Annotated in this window: 22 protein-coding genes and 3 tRNA genes; 14 read left to right on the forward strand and 11 right to left on the reverse strand. The window is 55.8% G+C overall.

Annotation, left to right across the window (positions count from 1 at the left end):
* Window positions 1–70 precede the first annotated feature (70 nt).
* The 4 genes from HXY31_RS06035 to HXY31_RS06050 are packed head-to-tail and all read right to left on the reverse strand — an operon-like array spanning window position 71 to window position 2089.
* The gene (locus tag HXY31_RS06035) at window positions 71–241 is read right to left on the reverse strand and encodes a 50S ribosomal protein L37e (protein WP_292640876.1); all 171 of its coding nucleotides are present in this window, start codon (window positions 239–241) and stop codon (window positions 71–73) included.
* 10 nt (window positions 242–251) lie between these two features.
* Window positions 252–482: an LSm family protein gene (locus tag HXY31_RS06040; RefSeq protein WP_292640878.1), complete on the reverse strand. Its 231-nt coding sequence runs from the start codon at window positions 480–482 to the stop codon at window positions 252–254.
* A 57-nt stretch (window positions 483–539) separates the two neighbouring features.
* The gene (locus HXY31_RS06045) at window positions 540–1220 is read right to left on the reverse strand and encodes a creatininase family protein (protein WP_292640879.1); all 681 of its coding nucleotides are present in this window, start codon (window positions 1218–1220) and stop codon (window positions 540–542) included.
* Window positions 1221–1234: 14 nt separating this feature from the next.
* Window positions 1235–2089 carry a formyltetrahydrofolate deformylase gene (locus HXY31_RS06050; protein WP_292640882.1) on the reverse strand — a complete coding sequence of 285 codons (855 nt, stop codon included), beginning with the start codon at window positions 2087–2089 and terminating at the stop codon, window positions 1235–1237.
* 108 nt (window positions 2090–2197) lie between these two features.
* On the opposite strand from HXY31_RS06050, the gene HXY31_RS06055 reads away from it, so the two are divergent.
* The 3 genes from HXY31_RS06055 (at window position 2198) to HXY31_RS06065 (ending at window position 3602) form a co-directional block, all read left to right on the forward strand.
* Complete coding sequence (locus HXY31_RS06055) at window positions 2198–2929, forward strand: hypothetical protein (RefSeq protein ID WP_292640884.1); 732 nt, start codon at window positions 2198–2200, stop codon at window positions 2927–2929.
* A gap of 95 nt (window positions 2930–3024) precedes the next feature.
* On the forward strand, window positions 3025–3219 hold the full coding sequence (locus HXY31_RS06060; RefSeq protein WP_292640886.1) for a hypothetical protein: 195 nt from the start codon (window positions 3025–3027) through the stop codon (window positions 3217–3219).
* A 32-nt stretch (window positions 3220–3251) separates the two neighbouring features.
* Window positions 3252–3602, forward strand: coding sequence for a hypothetical protein (locus tag HXY31_RS06065; protein ID WP_292640888.1), 351 nt, complete (start codon window positions 3252–3254; stop codon window positions 3600–3602).
* Between the two features lie 5 nt (window positions 3603–3607).
* Here HXY31_RS06065 and HXY31_RS06070 read toward each other — a convergent pair.
* A tRNA-Leu gene (locus tag HXY31_RS06070) sits at window positions 3608–3721 on the reverse strand.
* Window positions 3722–3809: 88 nt separating this feature from the next.
* On the opposite strand from HXY31_RS06070, the gene HXY31_RS06075 reads away from it, so the two are divergent.
* Window positions 3810–3886: transfer RNA gene (locus HXY31_RS06075), tRNA-Thr, on the forward strand.
* Window positions 3887–3920: 34 nt separating this feature from the next.
* Here the strand turns inward: HXY31_RS06075 and HXY31_RS06080 are convergent.
* A complete protein-coding gene (locus HXY31_RS06080) occupies window positions 3921–4127 on the reverse strand; it encodes a hypothetical protein (RefSeq protein WP_292640890.1) in 207 nt (68 codons plus the stop codon).
* A 79-nt stretch (window positions 4128–4206) separates the two neighbouring features.
* Between HXY31_RS06080 and HXY31_RS06085 the strand changes: the two genes are divergently transcribed.
* A complete protein-coding gene (locus tag HXY31_RS06085) occupies window positions 4207–4983 on the forward strand; it encodes a proteasome assembly chaperone family protein (RefSeq protein WP_292640893.1) in 777 nt (258 codons plus the stop codon).
* On the opposite strand, the gene HXY31_RS06090 is transcribed toward HXY31_RS06085, so the two are convergent.
* Together HXY31_RS06090 and HXY31_RS06095 are read right to left on the reverse strand one after the other, a co-directional pair.
* Entirely contained in the window at window positions 4980–5267 is a 288-nt protein-coding gene (locus tag HXY31_RS06090; protein ID WP_292640896.1) for an OB-fold nucleic acid binding domain-containing protein, read from the reverse strand. The genes HXY31_RS06085 and HXY31_RS06090 overlap by 4 nt on opposite strands.
* A gap of 33 nt (window positions 5268–5300) precedes the next feature.
* Window positions 5301–5447 carry a hypothetical protein gene (locus HXY31_RS06095; RefSeq protein ID WP_292640899.1) on the reverse strand — a complete coding sequence of 49 codons (147 nt, stop codon included), beginning with the start codon at window positions 5445–5447 and terminating at the stop codon, window positions 5301–5303.
* Between the two features lie 84 nt (window positions 5448–5531).
* On the opposite strand from HXY31_RS06095, the gene HXY31_RS06100 reads away from it, so the two are divergent.
* Window positions 5532–5672: transfer RNA gene (locus HXY31_RS06100), tRNA-Leu, on the forward strand.
* A 38-nt stretch (window positions 5673–5710) separates the two neighbouring features.
* The gene (locus HXY31_RS06105) at window positions 5711–6202 is read left to right on the forward strand and encodes a DUF192 domain-containing protein (protein ID WP_292640902.1); all 492 of its coding nucleotides are present in this window, start codon (window positions 5711–5713) and stop codon (window positions 6200–6202) included.
* 72 nt (window positions 6203–6274) lie between these two features.
* Here the strand turns inward: HXY31_RS06105 and HXY31_RS06110 are convergent, their stop codons facing one another.
* The gene (locus HXY31_RS06110; protein WP_292640904.1) at window positions 6275–6913 is read right to left on the reverse strand and encodes a hypothetical protein; all 639 of its coding nucleotides are present in this window, start codon (window positions 6911–6913) and stop codon (window positions 6275–6277) included.
* 189 nt (window positions 6914–7102) lie between these two features.
* Between HXY31_RS06110 and HXY31_RS06115 the strand changes: the two genes are divergently transcribed.
* Entirely contained in the window at window positions 7103–8722 is a 1620-nt protein-coding gene (locus HXY31_RS06115; RefSeq protein ID WP_292640906.1) for a TrmB family transcriptional regulator, read from the forward strand.
* Window positions 8723–8864: 142 nt separating this feature from the next.
* A complete protein-coding gene (locus HXY31_RS06120) occupies window positions 8865–11102 on the forward strand; it encodes a methyl-accepting chemotaxis protein (RefSeq protein ID WP_292640908.1) in 2238 nt (745 codons plus the stop codon).
* 32 nt (window positions 11103–11134) lie between these two features.
* Here the strand turns inward: HXY31_RS06120 and HXY31_RS06125 are convergent, their stop codons facing one another.
* Complete coding sequence (locus HXY31_RS06125; RefSeq protein WP_292640910.1) at window positions 11135–11302, reverse strand: hypothetical protein; 168 nt, start codon at window positions 11300–11302, stop codon at window positions 11135–11137.
* Window positions 11303–11368: 66 nt separating this feature from the next.
* Window positions 11369–11593: a hypothetical protein gene (locus tag HXY31_RS06130; protein WP_292640912.1), complete on the reverse strand. Its 225-nt coding sequence runs from the start codon at window positions 11591–11593 to the stop codon at window positions 11369–11371.
* 130 nt (window positions 11594–11723) lie between these two features.
* Between HXY31_RS06130 and HXY31_RS06135 the strand changes: the two genes are divergently transcribed.
* From HXY31_RS06135 to HXY31_RS06155, 5 genes are all read left to right on the forward strand, one after another.
* Complete coding sequence (locus tag HXY31_RS06135; RefSeq protein ID WP_292640914.1) at window positions 11724–12788, forward strand: methyl-accepting chemotaxis protein; 1065 nt, start codon at window positions 11724–11726, stop codon at window positions 12786–12788.
* A gap of 145 nt (window positions 12789–12933) precedes the next feature.
* Window positions 12934–13419 (forward strand): chemotaxis protein CheW, encoded by a 486-nt coding sequence (locus tag HXY31_RS06140; RefSeq protein ID WP_292640916.1) that lies wholly within the window; start codon window positions 12934–12936, stop codon window positions 13417–13419.
* On the forward strand, window positions 13419–13799 hold the full coding sequence (locus tag HXY31_RS06145; RefSeq protein WP_292640919.1) for a response regulator: 381 nt from the start codon (window positions 13419–13421) through the stop codon (window positions 13797–13799). Before HXY31_RS06140 ends, HXY31_RS06145 begins: the two co-directional genes overlap by 1 nt.
* A 15-nt stretch (window positions 13800–13814) precedes the next feature.
* Window positions 13815–14861 carry a chemotaxis response regulator protein-glutamate methylesterase gene (locus HXY31_RS06150; protein ID WP_292640920.1) on the forward strand — a complete coding sequence of 349 codons (1047 nt, stop codon included), beginning with the start codon at window positions 13815–13817 and terminating at the stop codon, window positions 14859–14861.
* Window positions 14858–16411 carry a chemotaxis protein CheA gene (locus HXY31_RS06155; protein ID WP_292640922.1) on the forward strand — a complete coding sequence of 518 codons (1554 nt, stop codon included), beginning with the start codon at window positions 14858–14860 and terminating at the stop codon, window positions 16409–16411. The genes HXY31_RS06150 and HXY31_RS06155 overlap by 4 nt, the downstream gene beginning before the upstream one ends.
* Window positions 16412–16421: the final 10 nt, after the last annotated feature.

The following is a 16421-nucleotide window of genomic DNA, read 5'->3' on the forward strand; positions in this document are numbered from 1 at the left end:
ACGTGAGACTGACGCTAATCCTCCCAGTCGATGGGTAGAAGTCAGGTATCAGCTATAACTTGACAGAACCCTAGACCACCTGGCGCTTTATCCAGGTGTACTTGCGCATCTGCGGGTCAGGGTAGCCGCACTTGGCGCAGCGCTTGTGGCGCTTGTGGAACGAGTTGTGCCCGCACCTCCTGCAGCGTATGTGGGTCTTTTTGCGGGTGAAATTGCCCATCGAGGTTGTGCCTTTTGTCATACTGGTTCACCTACTTTGGAGGGGGCGAGATGATTACGACGTTGTCGCCCCTGACAACTATGGTGCCAAGGTCGTTGGTCTTGCCCTCGTCCAGAATCTCAGTCGAGTCCTCAAGGAGCAGGTTCATGTGCTGGTCAAAGCCGTGGAGGTTGCCCCTTATCACTTTGCCACCCTTCAGCTTGATGAGCACGACTTTACCGAGGCTCTCGTCGAGAACCTTAACAGCCATATCAACGGACATGTAATTTATCGAAAGGTAAGCGCATTTATGCCATATATTAAAATTCGCACGCGCCCTCTATGATTCAAGCACGGCCTTTGCTATCTTGGCGCTAATCTGCTGTATCAGCTGCCTGCCCTTTTCGGCAGACGCCTCCCGCGGGTCGCCCCAGACCCCGTTGCCGGTTATTTTCACAAAAGAGCCCGGTTTGTCTGCAATTTTGGCAAACGCCTCCCTGTCGGGCTTTTTTGAGCCTGCCTTTGCGCGGTCCATGTGCACGAGCTCCGGCGCAATGGCAAGTATGAGCGACGTCTCGGCGTCGCCGGCGTGGCCCAGCTCCTGCTCCATAAAGCGCCAGTAGTGGACGACGCGAACAGAGACGCCTTTTTTGCGTCCAATGTTTTGCAGCGCCTTGATGTTTCCGTGGTGGCCGTTGAAGATAGTTATGTCCTTTATCCCGTTGCCGGCCAAAGACGCGCACGCGTCGCGGACAAGCGACGACAGAGTGGACTTGCGCACTGACACCTGAAACATCGGCATGTGCTCAAACGACACGCCGTACGCAATAACAGGGAGCACGAACGCGCCGACGCTTGCGGCTACCTGGTGCGCCAGGTATTCAGCGATGAGCGCGTCTGTTGAAACCGGCAGGTGCGCGCCGTGCTGCTCAAGCGAGCCCACCGGGATTATCGCTCGTTTGCACTTTTTTATGTCGTGCCGAAATCCGTATTCGTTCATCGCCGGGACCGGGATTGACATGTCAGTTCACCGGTTTACTTGTCATGCACGACTACCTTGCCCCAGTACACTTCAAGTCTGTCCTCAAGGTACAGCCGGACTGCCTCAAAGAGCGTCTCGGCCTCGAGCTCCTGGCCCTTCTTCTTTATCGTGTCAAGTGTGTCTGCCTGCGACACCTTGAACGACTCCTGGCAGATTATCGGCCCCTGGTCCAGGTCCTCCGTTACAAAGTGCGCTGTGCAGCCCACTATCCTTGCGCCCCGCTCGTACGCCTGGACGTAGGCGTAGGCGCCCGGGAACGCGGGCAGGAGCGAAGGGTGGATGTTTATCACCCTGTTAGGGTAGCGCCACACAAAGTTTGGAGTGAGTATGCGCATGTACCTGGCAAGCACGATAAGATCTGCGTCGTACCTTTCGATGAGCTCAAGGATTTCCTTTTCTGCCTGCGCCTGGTCCGTGTGCGACACCGCATGGAACGGTATGCCGGCGTCCTCCGCCATAGACTTGAGCGCGGGCTCGCTCCCGATGATGACTGCAATGTGGGCCTTTATCTCGCCCTTCTTGCGCCCATGCAAAAGCCTCGCAAGGCAGTGGGGCTCCCTGCTGACCAGGATGGCGACCTTGCGCAGGCGCCCGGGCTCCTGGTAGTGTACCTTTATCTCCATCTTTAGCCTGTCTGCAAGCTCGGCAAGGCCCTTGTCGAGTTCTTTCCGGTCGGCCTTCTGGAACGAGGCTTCAAGCTGCATGCCAAACAGCCCACGGACGACGTTCTGGCTAATCTTTTCGATGTTGCCGCCGTTTTTGAAGATAAAGTTGGTGATGTCTGCGACTACCCCCTTGCGGTCCTTGCCTATCACCGTGACTTCCACTATCGTCTTGGCGGCTGACATCTGGAGCTGATAGCCCTGCCCAAGATAATTAAATCTTGCATCCCGCAAGCTCGTACAGGCGTACAGACACCTGTTTTACTATTCAAAAAGCGACTTTTACGCTGGCGCATGTTAGAGATACACCAGTTCCTCATCAGCGCGGGATACCGCCCCCTGACTGCGGCAAACAACATCGTGGAAAACGCGATCATCAGGGCGTTCAAGCTCCTCGGCGAGCCCTGCTACGACCTTCTGGTCAACCACCTTTGTGCCATGCACAGGCTCCCCCGGCATATCCTTCTGACAAGGTACGACCTGATATCGGTGGCAATCCGGCAGGTCTTTGGCTACGGTTCGGAGGTTTTCCTGCACGAGATAAGGGAAAGCCTGCTTGAGAGCCTCCCGCACCTTGACCGCTCCCTGGGCACGGCGCGGATAGTAGAAGAGGCCCACAAGTTCGAGGTCCTAAAGTTTGCCGGCGACCTTAGGCGCGGGAGGGTGATACTGCTCTGTAGTAATTACTCGAGCAGGCAGCAGGTGCTCGACGCGTTTTTCCAGCGAACTACCGCGGCGGGTACAAGAATGCAGCATCGGCTGGCTGAAGCCAGGTACGACGACGGGGAGAACGTCGTGGCGGGCGCAAGGGCCTACTGCAACCTGGTATCGTGCCAGCATTCCCCGGTAAAGCAGGAGGAGCACACCTCCGCCAGAGTGTTCCTGTGCACCCACAACATCGACGAATCCGAGGTGGACCTGTACGACTCGGTCATCTCCCACGACCACGTGGTGACCGACAGGCCGTTCATGGTGTATTCCAGAACCGGTGTGCCATCAACCTTAAATAACCGAGAGCACAATTGACGCTGTTGTGCAAGGCTTGCGCAAATGCAAGTGCTTTTGAGGTTCCCTAGTCAATGTATTTTCCACCTTTTCAAACCCAACATCTTTGAGCAGACATGAAGGCGCAGCCAAGACAGCAAAAGCAACTACCGCAAAAAAAGCCGCGCAAGGACTATGACTACAACAAGCCGGTTGGCAAGTGCGTCGTATGTTACACTCTATCGGGGTGGCACTGCGACGACTGCGGCAACGACTACTGCCAGTCGCACTTTTACGACCACAAGGAAAAGAACCAGTGCCGGCCTTCGTAAAAGTATAATATTTGTGCGCTTTTTCAAAACATGTGGACTATACAAACGAATTTTGCGCTCAGGTTGCCAAGGTTAATCCAAACATCGTGATAACAGCCTGGCTCCGCAAGAACAAGGCAGTAGCATGGTACGTGGCTCCCGGCGTCCCTGTACCTAAAGAGGAACGGAACGAGATAATGGGGCTCCAGACAGAGATAGTCAGGTCAATCTTAAAGACAAACGAGGAGTATTTTGGAAAAGCGCGCTACATCATGATGAGCATGGAAAACGCAGACGTGTTCCACTTTGCAGGCAAAGAACCTGATTATGGATTGTCGGTGGTCGTCAGGCGCCCGTACGAGCATGACGCGCTGGTCAAGGGCGTGCTTGCAAAGATTTCGTGAAAAGGTGCGGGGGGTGGGATTTGAACCCACGGACCCCTGAGGGACGGGATGACCCATTGTGAGATCTTAAGTCCCGCGTCTCCAAGATTTCCTATTTGGCCGGGCTCTACAACCCCCGCGCACATTGTGCAGACGCGGATTTTGGTAATTAAACCTTGACGGGGTTCGATACCTTAATCAAACCCTCGTGGAGAAACTTTCGTTTAAGCCTCGGTAGCTCAGCCTGGCAGAGCGTTACCTTGGTAAGGTAGAGGTCGCGGGTCCAAATCCCGCCCGAGGCTCCATCTTTCGCACCTAATGATACTGCAAGAATACCCGCTACTGCTTTTCCTGTTCTGAAGGTTTCGCTTCTTCCGGCGCGCTCTCCAGTCCCATCATCACCTTCATCCCGTCCCGGAAGCAGTCGACTGAAAACGACGATACCTGCATCCTGCCTAGCGCTTCATTGATGAAGGTCACCATAGTCTTGACGGCGTCAGTCGTAGTCTCCTTGTCGTCTATGGTCACCACGATTTGGTAGGGCACAGGTACAGTCTGGCGCCATGTTATTTAAGGACACCCGAAATACCAAAGGCTTTAAAGTGCATGTTGGGCTTTGCACCCTGTGCCAGAGCCGGAGATTAGGTTCATCCATACGGGGGAAATGCCAAAGCCCAAGACGGCACCCCACCTCGTGTGCGGCTTTCCAGGCTCGGGGTTTGTGGGCAAGCTCGCAGTCGACCACCTCATTGAAGAATTAAAGGCAACACGGCTTGTCGACATTTATTCAAGTTCCTTTCCGCCACAGGTGCTGATAGGCGCTGACGGCACGGCAGAGCTCATGAAAAACAGCATTTTCTGGTGGGAAGGCGACGACGCAAGTTTGCTACTGCTGACAGGCGACACGCAGCCGCAGAACCCCGACTCGGAATACGCGCTTGCGTCGCAGATACTCGATTTTGCAGGCAATCTTGGGATGAAGCAGGTGTTCACGCTTGCCGCATACATCACCGGCGTGTTTGTGGAAAAGCCCCGCGTGTTTGGGACAGCAACTGACACTGAAACAGTAGCAGGCTTTGCAAATAACAACGTCTCTGCGATGGACAGCGGAAGCATCACAGGCATGAACGGCCTTGTGATAGGGATTGCCAAGATGCGCGGGCTCAAAGGCACGTGCCTGCTTGGCGAGACTTCGGGCTATGTCGTCGATGCCAAGGCCTCAAAGGCGGTGCTGGAAGTCCTTCTGAAGCTGATAAACCTGAAAGTAGACATGGCAAACTTGGACAAGAGGGCAAAGGACACCGAGATGCTGATACAGACTATAGAGCAGCAGATGTCGGGAAGGGCAAGGCCGGCCTCAGAAGGCCAGCAGCGCCCCCAGAACACGGGATACATCAGCTAGACTTTGGTCATCTTGCCGAACTTGCCGACGCTGATGCTGTTCTCGCCCTTGAAGGTGTTGATGTAGCCGTTCTCTATCGAGACCCTGTCGCCGGGCTTGACCTTGTTGATGTCGTCGCCCCACAGCGACAGCTTGATGGAGCCCGACTCGTCGGAAATGACTGCATCTGCGACGTTGTTCGTGCCGCCCGACTTTAGGTTGACCGTGCGGGGCTGGCCCACGCTGTCTATCTTGGCTGTCACGCTGACGTTGCGCATTCCAGCCTTGAGTTCGCTTATCTTCATGGAGCGTAGTTTATGAGAATCTCGTAATAAAGGTTAGGATTCAAGCTTTGTTACGACCTGAGAAAAGCCGCAGTCCGTGCAGACGACCCGTGTCCCTGCAACGGTCCTGTCGCGGACTTCGTGTACCGTCTTTGAATGACACTTGATGCACAGCCGGGTAACTGTCTGGGGCTTTGCCATAAGCCACAATATTTTTGGAAGCACTTGCAAATTAACTTTAAGGCGCAAGCAAGAAATAAGGAGCACGGATCATCACGCCTGCGTGGAGGGGTAGCGAAGCCCGGTCAAACGCGCAGGACTCAAGATCATGGCGCGCACGGCGTCATTTATTCCCGCGACATCACGAATGCGGGATGGGTGATCCCGTCCCTCAGGGGTTCGTGGGTTCAAATCCCACCCCCTCCACCTAAAAGTTCAAATCTGTTTTCCGCCCCACTGCCTTCGTGGCGCGCAAGTCGGCAGTCCTCATACCCACCTTTGCCGCAGCCGTCCTGATAGGCGGCCTCGGCATCGCGTTCATGCCGCAGGACATCAAGGACAGGTCCGGCGACTTTTCAAAAGGCACGGTGCGCATCGGCGACGACGTGTTAACGGTAGAGATTGCAGAAACCACGGCAGAGAGACAGCGCTGGATGACGTTTAGGCAGGACGTTCTGCCATACGACACTGCGATGCTGATAAAGTACGACACGCCGGACCTCTACGAGATATGGATGCTAAACGTAGAGTACAACCTCGACCTCGTTTGGTTTGACCAGGACGGCAACGCAGTCTATATCAAGGAAAACGTCGAGCCGTGCGGGAACATACTGGACCAGGTCGGCTGCACGTACAAGCCGACTTCAAAGGCGCTCTACATAGTAGCAGGAACGGCAGGGTTTGCAGACGCGCACGGAATAGACATCGGTTCTAAAATGACTATAATTTCTGTATAGGATAGATAAATGGGAAGGACGCCGGCCGAAGTCAGAAGGTGGCGCGGATGCGGCCGGCGCCCGGTTTGTGTGCTAGCCCAAGTCGACTATGGCGTCATAGATCGAGGGGACGTGCCTCTTGACCGTGAGCAGCGAGCCTGTCGGCACGATTATCTCGGTCTTGATCTCGTCAAGCGATGTCGGCTTGTCGGTGTTCTTGAACATCACCAGCACTATGGCGTTTTCGCCCGTGTCCAGGATCTTGTTGTTGTTCTTGTTCGTAGTGAAGTACACCAGGGCCGAAGTCTGGTTCATGCCGCTTCCTGTCCACGGGTACTGGTTTATCATGTTCGCAGTCTTGGCAGCCGCTATTGCCGCCGTGCTGTTGGAGTACGTCCCTGTCGGGAGTATCCCCTTGTATATGCTCTCAAGCGCGATGTTCTTGCTGTAGTACCTTATCGCGGTGTTTTCCACCTCGAGGTTGACTGACTCGCCCCCGGGCGCGACCTTGATAGGTATCGCATAGTAGTTCAGTCTGTTCTGCGTGACATTGCCGCTCCCCACGACGCCGCCAGTGATTTCCATTGCACTGCTTGCCTCGCTAAGACCGGACGTGATGGTTGTCTTTGCCTTCTGCGTGGTGGAAAAACCCATGTTCAGGATGACAAAAGACAGAGCTGCTGCCACCATGACAAAGGCGATCAGCACGATTGCGGACTCGATGCCGATCACACCACGACGCGTTTGCCTTTGTTTCGACTTCATGCCATACATCTAGCGCGTTTGAGTATTAAGCGGGAGTGTGTACGCCGGAACGAGCTTGCATGCAGGGCGCCACCGGCAGGGGCATTTCTAGGATGGCATGTATAACGATATTCATGCAAATCTTGTAAAATCCGCTCGGCAGCTGCATATCTGCACGTGTCGCTTGAAAACATTACCAGTAGATTTGTAGATCTGGGGCTCGACCAGGAGGAGGCCGCTGTCCTGAGAGACCTCTATCTTTCAGGCGAGTCAAAGGCAGGCGACCTTGCCAAGTCGTGCGGGCTTGCCAGGATAAAGGTGTACAGGATACTGGAGAGGCTGCAGGAGATGAACATAGTCGAGTCAACGATGGGCAGGCCGGTGATGTTCTCCGCAATCCCGGCAGAAAACGCCATTGAAAAACTGATAGGCCACGCCGCAAAGAAACTGGAAAAGATGGAGTCAGCCCGGCATGATGTCATCCAGGAGCTTGCCAAGTTCAAGCTGCACCAAAAGCCACAGGTGGAAGCCAAGTACAAGATAGTGCAGGGCAAGTCGCAGGTATATTCGATGATAGCCAAGATGGCGGGGGCCGCAAGGTCGGTGATACTTGCATACGTCGAGCGCGAGGACCTGATGAAAATAGCCTACACAGAGATTCCAGAAGAATTTGCAAAGGCAAGGAAAAGGGGTGCGAAGGTCATGATCCTGACAGATGTCGATTTCTCTCTTGAGGAGACCATAAAGGAGTACTCCGAGTTTGCAGAGATAAGGCACACCAAGATACCCGGCATGAGCATGCTCCTTGTCACCGACGACTCGGAGCTTGTTGTGTCGGCGATGACAAGGGCGGACAGCGCGTCGGGCGACGTGGCGCTGTGGATGAACGGGCGCAACTTTGTTGCAGGAATCCGCGGGCTGTTGGGCGACAGCTGGCAGAACGCCGTGGACGCGCGGACGCGGATTAACATAATGAAGGAAGGCGGCAAGGCGCTTGAAGACATACTCATAGTAAAAGGCACGCAGCCGATATCCGAGCTGTACAGGAGCATGCTTGCCCGGGCAAAAAGGCACGTACTCCACATCTCTGTCCCGTACGACGCGGCGTTTTTCGACAGTATTTCGCGCGACACGCTTGCCGGCGCAGGCAAGAAGATGAAGGTGCGCGTGCTGACAGCCATCGAAAAGGACTCGCTCGGAAAGGTGAGAGCACTTGAGAGGTGTGAGGTCCGGCACGTCGACGCAAAGGCAGGCGTCAACATCACGCTTGCAGACGACGAGGTGATGCTGACGCCGGCAGCCGGAAGCAGGGGCCAGAGCGCGATATGGTCGAGCGTGCGCGACTACGTGGATCACTACAGCGCGATGTTTGAAAGCCTCTGGTCGTCCTCGTCTGCCATGTCTGACAGGATAAAGGCCATAGAGGACCAGGAAAAGGCTGCGCGCGCCCTGGCGTCTGCAGTACAGCTCCTAAAAGGAGCAGGGTTTGAAATCCAGAAGCAATTGAAAGGCGCAAGCGGCCTTTCGCACGAGTTTGCAATAGTGGCGCAGGGCAAGGGCGGCACGGTGGTATTGGACATCGCAGGGCCCGACACGCAGTCTGCAGTAATTGGCTTTCTGGTCAAGTGCATGGACGTGAAAGCCGACCACAAGATACTCGTAACGCTTTCCGACCCGTCTGCGATGAGAGCGCCGGCAAAGTCACTCCAGAGCGACCTGAAGGTCGTGGGCGCAGGCGACATAGAGGAAGTGCTGCGCGGCATGCTGGCGCGCTGGCAGCCCACGTCCACTGCGTGACCAGTCCGTACGGATTTTGACACAATCCCCGTTTTATTCCCCACTCTGCAAAGATAGGCGATATCACTATGAACAGAACAAGAGATACTGATCGGAAGACAGAGGCTTCAGTATTTCAGGCAGCTTGCGGAGGCGCGTCCTAATGCTAGGCATCCTCACAAACAGCCTGAACAGAAAGCTGATAGCCCTTTTTGTCGCGATGTCAGTCGTGCCGATGGCTTCGCTTGCCGTCGTCAACTTCAACGCAGCGCAGGGCTCCATGAGCGACATGGTTGCAGACCAGGTCCAGTCGCTTGCGGCAAGCAGGGCGCAGGCGATTAAGAACCTGAACGAGCTGCGCGTGCAGCAGGCCTCGACATTTGCATCCGGCGAGACGGTGCAGAGGCTGTTTGAGGCGTACGACGCTAAAGAGTCAGGGGCGCCTGTGAGCGACTCTGCGATCAGCGACGCGTCGGCGGCTCTTGCGCAAAAGTTCTCAGAGTTCGGCCAGGCGACGGGCGGCGCCAGCGGCTTTTACAAGATGAAGGCAGTGTCAGAGAAGGGCACGGTGTTCTTCTCCACAGACAGCTCTGAAGTCGGCAAAAACATCGCGCAGGACGCAAACTTCCAGAAGGGCAAGACTCAGAAGTTCGGGTTTGTAGAGTTTGACCCTGCCACAAAGGAAGGCGCGCGCACGATAATCCTCCCCGTGACTTCGGGCGCAGGCGACGTCATCGGCGTCATGTACACAAGCGTGCACACACACGTCGCATCCGAGATACTGCTCAACAGGGAAGGCCTCAAGGAGACGGGCGAGACTTACCTCGTGAACAGGGATGGGCTCATGATATCCGAGTCCAGGTTCGTGGAAGGCGCAGCCTTTAACCAGATGGTAAACACGCTTCCAGTCCAGGAGTGCTTTGCAAAGGGCACGACTGTAAACGGCATTTACCCTGACTACAGGGGCATACCGGTCTACGGTGCCTCTGCATGTGAAAAGGACGCAGGGTTTGTGCTCCTGGCAGAGTTTGACGTCTCAGAGATAAACGCGCCGGTAACAGACCTGCAGAACCAGGCAACGATAATCACCGGAGCCGCGGCAGGCGCAATAGGTGTCGCGGCGTTTTTCATCTCGAGATCCATCTCGAGGCCGATAGCTGGAATGAGCAGGGTGGCGCAGCAGGTAAGCGAGGGCGACCTCATGGTCAGGCTGGAAGAGGTCAAGTCAAGCGACGAGATAGGCGTGCTTTCAAGGTCGTTTGCCGGTATGGTGTCCGGGATCCGCGAGCTTGTCAAGCAGGCCCAGGGCAACTCGCTGACGCTTTCGTCCACAGCAGAGCAGATGGCGGCGTCTACCGAGCAGGTGAATGCGTCCATCAACCAGGTGTCGACAAGCGTCCAGCAGATAGCCAAGGGGACGCAGGATCAGGCAAAGAGGCTCGAAGAGAACAACAGGATAGCCGACGACCTCAGGAACACAATGAGGAACGTGTCAAGGTCGGCGGAGGAGGTCGCGGGCCAGGCCATGCAGACAGGCAAGACCGCGCAGGCAGGCCAGACAGCAGCGTCAGATGCCGCCAAGAGGATGACAAAGATACACGACTTTGTCAACAAGGCGGTGTCTGACATCAAGGGCATAAGCGAAAAGTCTGCCCAGATAGCCTCGGCGCTCAGCGTGATTAACACCATATCCGACAAGACCAACCTTCTTGCCCTGAACGCGGCGATAGAGGCCGCAAGGGCAGGGGAAGCAGGCAAGGGCTTTGCGGTGGTGGCCGACGAGGTAAAGCGCCTCGCGGAAGGGTCGCTCAAGGCTTCCGAGGAAATTGCCAAGCTGGTCGAGGAGATCAAGACCACCATAGAGGCGTCGGTGGTGAACATCGAGTCTGGCTCGAAGGAGGTCTACGAAGGGACGGACATCATCAACAGGGCGCTCTCCTCGCTTGAAGCCATATCGACTGAGGCGCTGCAGACAGCAAAGAAGGTCCAGGAGATAGCAACAAGCACGCAGGGCCAGGTCAAGGCGGCAGAAAACGTGACGAAGCTGACGGCAGAAGTCGCGTCCGTCGCCGAAGAGACCGCGGCCTCGGCAGAGCAGGTGTCGGCTGCGACTGAAGAGCAGACTGCAAGCATGCAGGAAGTGACCAACGCCGCGCAAGAGCTTGCCAAGATAGCAGAAAAGTCGCAGGGCCTGATAGCCAGGTTCAAGACGGACCATTCAGACGAGCAGGCAAAGCCTGCCGTTCCGGCGGCCGAGGAAAAGCCGGCGCAGGAAAAGAAGCCGTTCAGGCTAAAGACTCCTTTTTCGAAAAAGGAAGAATCGAAGAAGGAAGAACAAAAGCCGCTGCTCGGGCAAATAAGGGCAATATCTGGAGGGAGCCATGAAGAGGCTGTAAACTAGTATCCATGCCTCTCTTACCGCGAGGGCCAGGCTCAGGCGCTGCTTGAGATGCTGGCGCTCTCACGGTATCCTACAATTGCTTCTTTGATAGAACCTAGAAGATCCTTTAGCGCCGAGTTGGACAGAGGGTGCAAAACGCTGACTGGGATTCCGAGCCGGCCAAATTCCTCGTAGAGGACCTGTCTTTCCTTGTCCATCATTACCGCCATCCAGCTGCAGATTCGTATATTTGAATTTTATTATAGATACCTCTGTTACTATCGTACCTATACGTGCCAGCGCAAATAGCACGACTCGTCGCCTGTCTGCGCGACATAGTCCCTGCACTCGATTCCTGCCCTGAACTTTAGCGCGACGGAGGCGACGGGGTTGGAGCTGTCAAGGTCAAGGCCTGTGGCAATGTCGGCCATGTGGTACATCGCAGTAAAGAACCCGTAAAATGCCAGCGTGCAGCACGCAACCAGGTACGCAATCTGACCCCTCTCAGCCAATTTGTCCGCACGCTTTTTGACATGTCAATTGTTATATACTTTTTGTACAGGCGCGCTGTCAAACCTGTATTTGACATACTTGCTCTTTTAATCGCCACCTGTCTACAACTTGTCCATGCACGCTGAACAAGTGGCTAGCGCCGAAAACAACTCTTCGCTTGAGACAGTCGCCAAGCTGTCCGAGATGCTTTCCGCAAAGACCGAGACTGCAATCAACCAGATAGATCACATAAACGGCGAGACCCAGGTCCTTGCCATAAACGCGCTGATAGAGGCAAGCAGGGCCGGCGAGGCAGGCAAGGCCTTCAGCGTGGTAGCAGAGGAGATGAGCAGGCTTTCAAGGAAAATAGTCGACACGACTGACAAGCTCCGCAAGGAGAGCAGGGGCGCGATTAGCGAGCTCAAGAACATCATCAAGATGCAGGCCACGAACATTCGCGGCATAAGGCTTTCAGACCTTGCGCTTACAAACATCGACCTCATAGACCGCAACCTGTACGAAAGGTCGTGTGACGTCAGGTGGTGGGCAAAGGACGTCAGCATGGTCTCCGCGCTTTCAGACAGGGGCAACGACAGCCGCGAGATGGCTTCAAAGCGCCTCGGCGTGATACTTGACGCATACACCGTATATTTCGACCTGGTGCTGTGCGACATAGACGGGAACGTGATTGCAAACGGCAGGCCGCAGCAGTTCAGGTCACAGGGCACGAACCAGCGAAACACGCAGTGGTTTGAGTCTGCGATGAACAACGCGTCAAACGACCAGTTCGGCTTCCAGGCGGTGCACAGGTCGCCTCTTGTAAACGACCAGATGGCAGTCGTGTTTTCCTGCTGCGTGCGCGAAAACTGCCAGAGCAACGGCAAGGTCCTGGGCGTGCTTGGAACCGTGTTCAACTGGGAGGCCCTTGCGCAGGAGATAGTCAACAAGACGCCTCTTAGCAAGGAAGAAAAATCCAACAGCAGGGTCTGCATCGTAGACGACAAGGGCACGGTGCTTGCAGACACTGAAGGCAGGATACTTGAGGACAGCATACACTTTGCCGGCCAGGGCGAGCTTTACGCGATTAAGAAAGGATTTGTGATGAAAAAGTACAACGACAACGACTGCTGCATCGCGCACGCAGTCTCCACCGGCTACGAGACCTATTCTTCTGGCTGGCACTCTGTCATCATACAAAAGCTCCAGTCAAGCTGACCCGCGTTTTTTTGCGCCACGATTTTTTCCCGTACGTGATTTGACATACTTGCCCATATTAACGCCGTCGCCATACGAAATTTGTGAGTGCAATGATCGCAGGCATCTTCAATAACAGCGGCCGGCGCTCGGAGGAGGCCAGCCCATGAGCGCGACTGCAGTGGCAGACAACTCTTCGCAGATCCTGGTGTTCAGCCTGCTTGAAGAGAAGCTGTCAAAGCGGATGGACTACGGAGTAGACGTGTCCCAGGTGCAGGAGATAGGGCTTTTGGAAAACATCAGCATGGTCCCTAACGCGCCGGCGTACGTCAAAGGCGTCATGAACCTCCGGGGCAAGATAATCACCATAATCGACGTGAAGGAGAAGCTGGGCTTCCAGGCGATAAAGGAGGTCAACGCGTCTACAAGGATACTCATAGTCGGCGTGGGCTCTACCCTGACAGGCCTCCTAGTGGACGAGGTCGACGAGGTGATGCGCATACCTGCAAGCGACATCGAGCCCAACCCCGCAAGCGTCGCAGAGACTTCGCCCTATGTCAAGGGCATTGCCAAGATACACGACAGGCTGATCGTGATACTTGACCTGAAGATGCTCCTTGGCGGAGCCGAAGGGATGGAGGCTGGAAGGTAGTGTCGTCGAGGAGCTCGACAAAGATACTGGTCGTAGACGACGCCCTGTTCATGCGGACAATACTGAAGGACATACTGAACTCCAACGGGTTTACAAACATCCTGGAGGCAGGCGACGGCGCGGCGGCAATTGACATGTACCGCAAGAACAAGCCGGACATCACCACGATGGACGTCAACATGCCCGGGACTGACGGCATGCAGGCGCTCAAGTCCATCATGGCGATGGACCCTGCCGCCAAGATAATCATGGTCACCTCTGTAGAGCAGAAACAGATAATGCAGGACGCAATAAAGGCCGGTGCCAAAGACTATGTCGTCAAGCCGTTTGACAGGGCGATGGTGTCGGCAGTCCTGAGCAAGGTAATGAGGGGCCGGTGAGAGGGCCTGTCCTTCATGTCGGCAAAGCAGATCGAGGTCATGGTGGTAAACGACTCGACTTACATGCGAAGTTTGTTCAGCGACCTGATATCTTCAAGCAGCAGGCTCCACGTGTGCGACACCGCAAATGACGGCGCCGACGCGCTGCGCAAGATACGCAAGAGCAAGCCTGACGTCGTGCTCCTGGACCTTGAAATGCCGAACATGGACGGGCTTTCGTTCATAGAAAACGTCATGCCAACAACGCCGGTGCCGATAGTGCTTGTTAGCAGCTACGGGCAAAAGGGCGCAGGAATAGTGTTTGACGCACTGGAGATGGGCGCAGTCGACTTTGTCCCGGTGCCCCAGGACGACCCGGAAAAGATGCGCTCGCTCAAAGACACGCTTGTTTCCAAGATAGAGATAGCCGCGCAGACAAGGCACCTAAAGCCGGGCGCAAGGTACGTACGCAGGCCCGAGAGCCCCGTGAAACGCGGCGAGCCAAAGGCCGAGGGCTCGGCGGTAGTGGTGATAGGCGCCTCGACGGGAGGACCGGGCGTCGTGAGCGACATAATGTCCAGGCTGCCGGCAGACCTTCCGGCAGGAGTTCTTATCGTCCAGCACATGCCCGAAGGCTTTACGAAAAGCTTTGCAGAGAGGCTCAACGGCCTTTCAAGGATCCCGGTTAGAGAAGCGCGCGACGGCGACGCCATTAGCGCTGGGTCTGCGCTCCTTTCGCCTGGCGACTTTCACATGCTGGTCAGGCAGTCGCGCACAGTCGAGCTCAACAAGTCGCCCCGCAGATTCGGAGTCAGGCCGGCGATAAACATGAGCATGGTGTCTGCCGCGCAGGTGTACGGCAGCAAGACAGTCGGCGTGCTCCTGACAGGCATGGGCCACGACGGCGCTTTTGGAATGAAAATGATAAAGAGAAACGGCGGCAGGACCGTCGCGCAGGACGAGGCGTCTTCTGTCGTGTTTGGCATGGCAAGGGCCGCGGCAGAGATGAACGCAGTCGACAGGCTGCTCCCGACTGAATCGATACCGGAGGAGATTGAAAGGATGGTGGCGCAGGCACAGTGAGCGACGACAAGTCTGCGTACCGCGACCTGTTCGTGCAGGAGGCGCACGAGCACGTCCAGAACATGAACGAGGCGCTCTTGAAGCTTGAGGAAAACCCCAAGAGCAAGGAGCACCTCGACTCGGCTTTCCGGTCCGCCCACACGCTCAAGGGCATGGCGGCGACCATGGGCTACGACCAGATAAAGGAACTGTGCAAGGCCATAGAGGAGCTGTTTGACAAGTTCCGCAAGGGCGAGGAGAACATCTCGTCAGAGATGTTCAGCTATCTGTTCAAGTGCTTTGACACCGTGCAGGAGATGATAGACGACGAGAACAAGAAGGTAAACGTCGAGCAGTACCTCAACGACCTGCGCAACCCGGCATCGCTTGCAAAGCAGGGCGAGACAGCGTCGCAGCAGCACTCTGCCCTGCCGCAGACGATCCGCGTCAAGATGCAGGATCTCGACTCGCTTGTCGACCTTGTCGGCGAACTGCTGATAGCCAAGATGCGCCTTGAGCAGATGGTAGGTAACAACACGACTGACAACAGGGTCAGACACACGTTCATGAGCCTTGGAAGGCTCGTGTCGGACCTGCAGTACCAGACCATGAAGCTCAGGCTGGTGCCTGTCGAGCAGATCTTCAACAGGTTCCCGCGCATGATAAGAGACGTTTCTTCAAGCCAAGGCAAGAGCGTCAAGCTGGAGATGGACGGGCTCGGGATAGAGCTTGACAGGACGGTGCTTGACGCCATCACAGACCCGCTTTTGCACATGCTCAGAAACGCCGTCGACCACGCTATAGAGATGCCCGACGAAAGAGAAGGGGCAGGCAAGTCCCGCACGGGAACAATCAGGCTTGCCGCGTCGAAGGTGGGCGACAGGGTCATGATAACGGTGGAGGACGACGGCAGGGGAATAGACCTTGAAAGGGTCAAGGCAAAGGCGGTGGAAAAGAAGATAATCACAAAGGAGGAGGCCGACGCGATGACCGACGATGAGGCGCTCGACCTCGTGGGCACGCCCGGTTTGTCGACTGCAAAGCAGGTCACAGACATTTCCGGCAGGGGCGTCGGCATGGACGTGGTGTTCAGCCAGATAGAGCTCGTGGGCGGCCAGGTCAAGATAGAGACCAAAAAAGGCCAGGGCACGCGCTTTACGCTCCTGATACCGCTGAGCCTTGCGATAATCGGAGGGCTCTTGATAACGATAAGCAACGAAAAGTACGTGCTCCCGCTTTCAAGCGTGATATCTACGATGCGCGTCGACACAAAGAGCGTGAAAATAGTCCACGGAAAGGAAGTGATAATGTTCCGCGACCAGGTGGTGCCGCTTGCAAGGACCGGCAACGCGCTTGGCATAAAGCAGCAGGACTCGTCGGACTTTATGACAGTAGTGATAGTGAACAAGAACGGCAGGCCCTACGGCCTGATAGTCGACGCGTTTGAGAGCAAGCAGGAGATAGTGGTAAAGCGGCTGGACAGCTCCGGCGCATCCTCGTCCGTGTCGTCTGAGGCAACGATACTCGGCGACGGCAAGGTGGCGCTGATACTGGACCCCGCCAAGCTTTAGGAGGATTATG

It is taken from the genome of Nitrososphaera sp., from assembly GCF_013388945.1.
Taxonomy (GTDB): domain Archaea; phylum Thermoproteota; class Nitrososphaeria; order Nitrososphaerales; family Nitrososphaeraceae; genus Nitrososphaera.

What these genes read in the sequence shown, in the direction of transcription:
- HXY31_RS06035 (WP_292640876.1), bottom strand. Translation starts at nt 241, where the DNA reads ATGACAAAAGGCACAACCTCGATGGGCAATTTCACCCGCAAAAAGACC.
- HXY31_RS06040 (WP_292640878.1), bottom strand. Translation starts at nt 482, where the DNA reads ATGTCCGTTGATATGGCTGTTAAGGTTCTCGACGAGAGCCTCGGTAAA.
- HXY31_RS06045 (WP_292640879.1), bottom strand. Translation starts at nt 1,220, where the DNA reads ATGTCAATCCCGGTCCCGGCGATGAACGAATACGGATTTCGGCACGAC.
- HXY31_RS06050 (WP_292640882.1), bottom strand. Translation starts at nt 2,089, where the DNA reads ATGTCAGCCGCCAAGACGATAGTGGAAGTCACGGTGATAGGCAAGGAC.
- HXY31_RS06055 (WP_292640884.1), top strand. Translation starts at nt 2,198, where the DNA reads ATGTTAGAGATACACCAGTTCCTCATCAGCGCGGGATACCGCCCCCTG.
- HXY31_RS06060 (WP_292640886.1), top strand. Translation starts at nt 3,025, where the DNA reads ATGAAGGCGCAGCCAAGACAGCAAAAGCAACTACCGCAAAAAAAGCCG.
- HXY31_RS06090 (WP_292640896.1), bottom strand. Translation starts at nt 5,267, where the DNA reads ATGAAGATAAGCGAACTCAAGGCTGGAATGCGCAACGTCAGCGTGACA.
- HXY31_RS06095 (WP_292640899.1), bottom strand. Translation starts at nt 5,447, where the DNA reads ATGGCAAAGCCCCAGACAGTTACCCGGCTGTGCATCAAGTGTCATTCA.
- HXY31_RS06120 (WP_292640908.1), top strand. Translation starts at nt 8,865, where the DNA reads ATGCTAGGCATCCTCACAAACAGCCTGAACAGAAAGCTGATAGCCCTT.
- HXY31_RS06125 (WP_292640910.1), bottom strand. Translation starts at nt 11,302, where the DNA reads ATGATGGACAAGGAAAGACAGGTCCTCTACGAGGAATTTGGCCGGCTC.
- HXY31_RS06140 (WP_292640916.1), top strand. Translation starts at nt 12,934, where the DNA reads ATGAGCGCGACTGCAGTGGCAGACAACTCTTCGCAGATCCTGGTGTTC.
- HXY31_RS06150 (WP_292640920.1), top strand. Translation starts at nt 13,815, where the DNA reads ATGTCGGCAAAGCAGATCGAGGTCATGGTGGTAAACGACTCGACTTAC.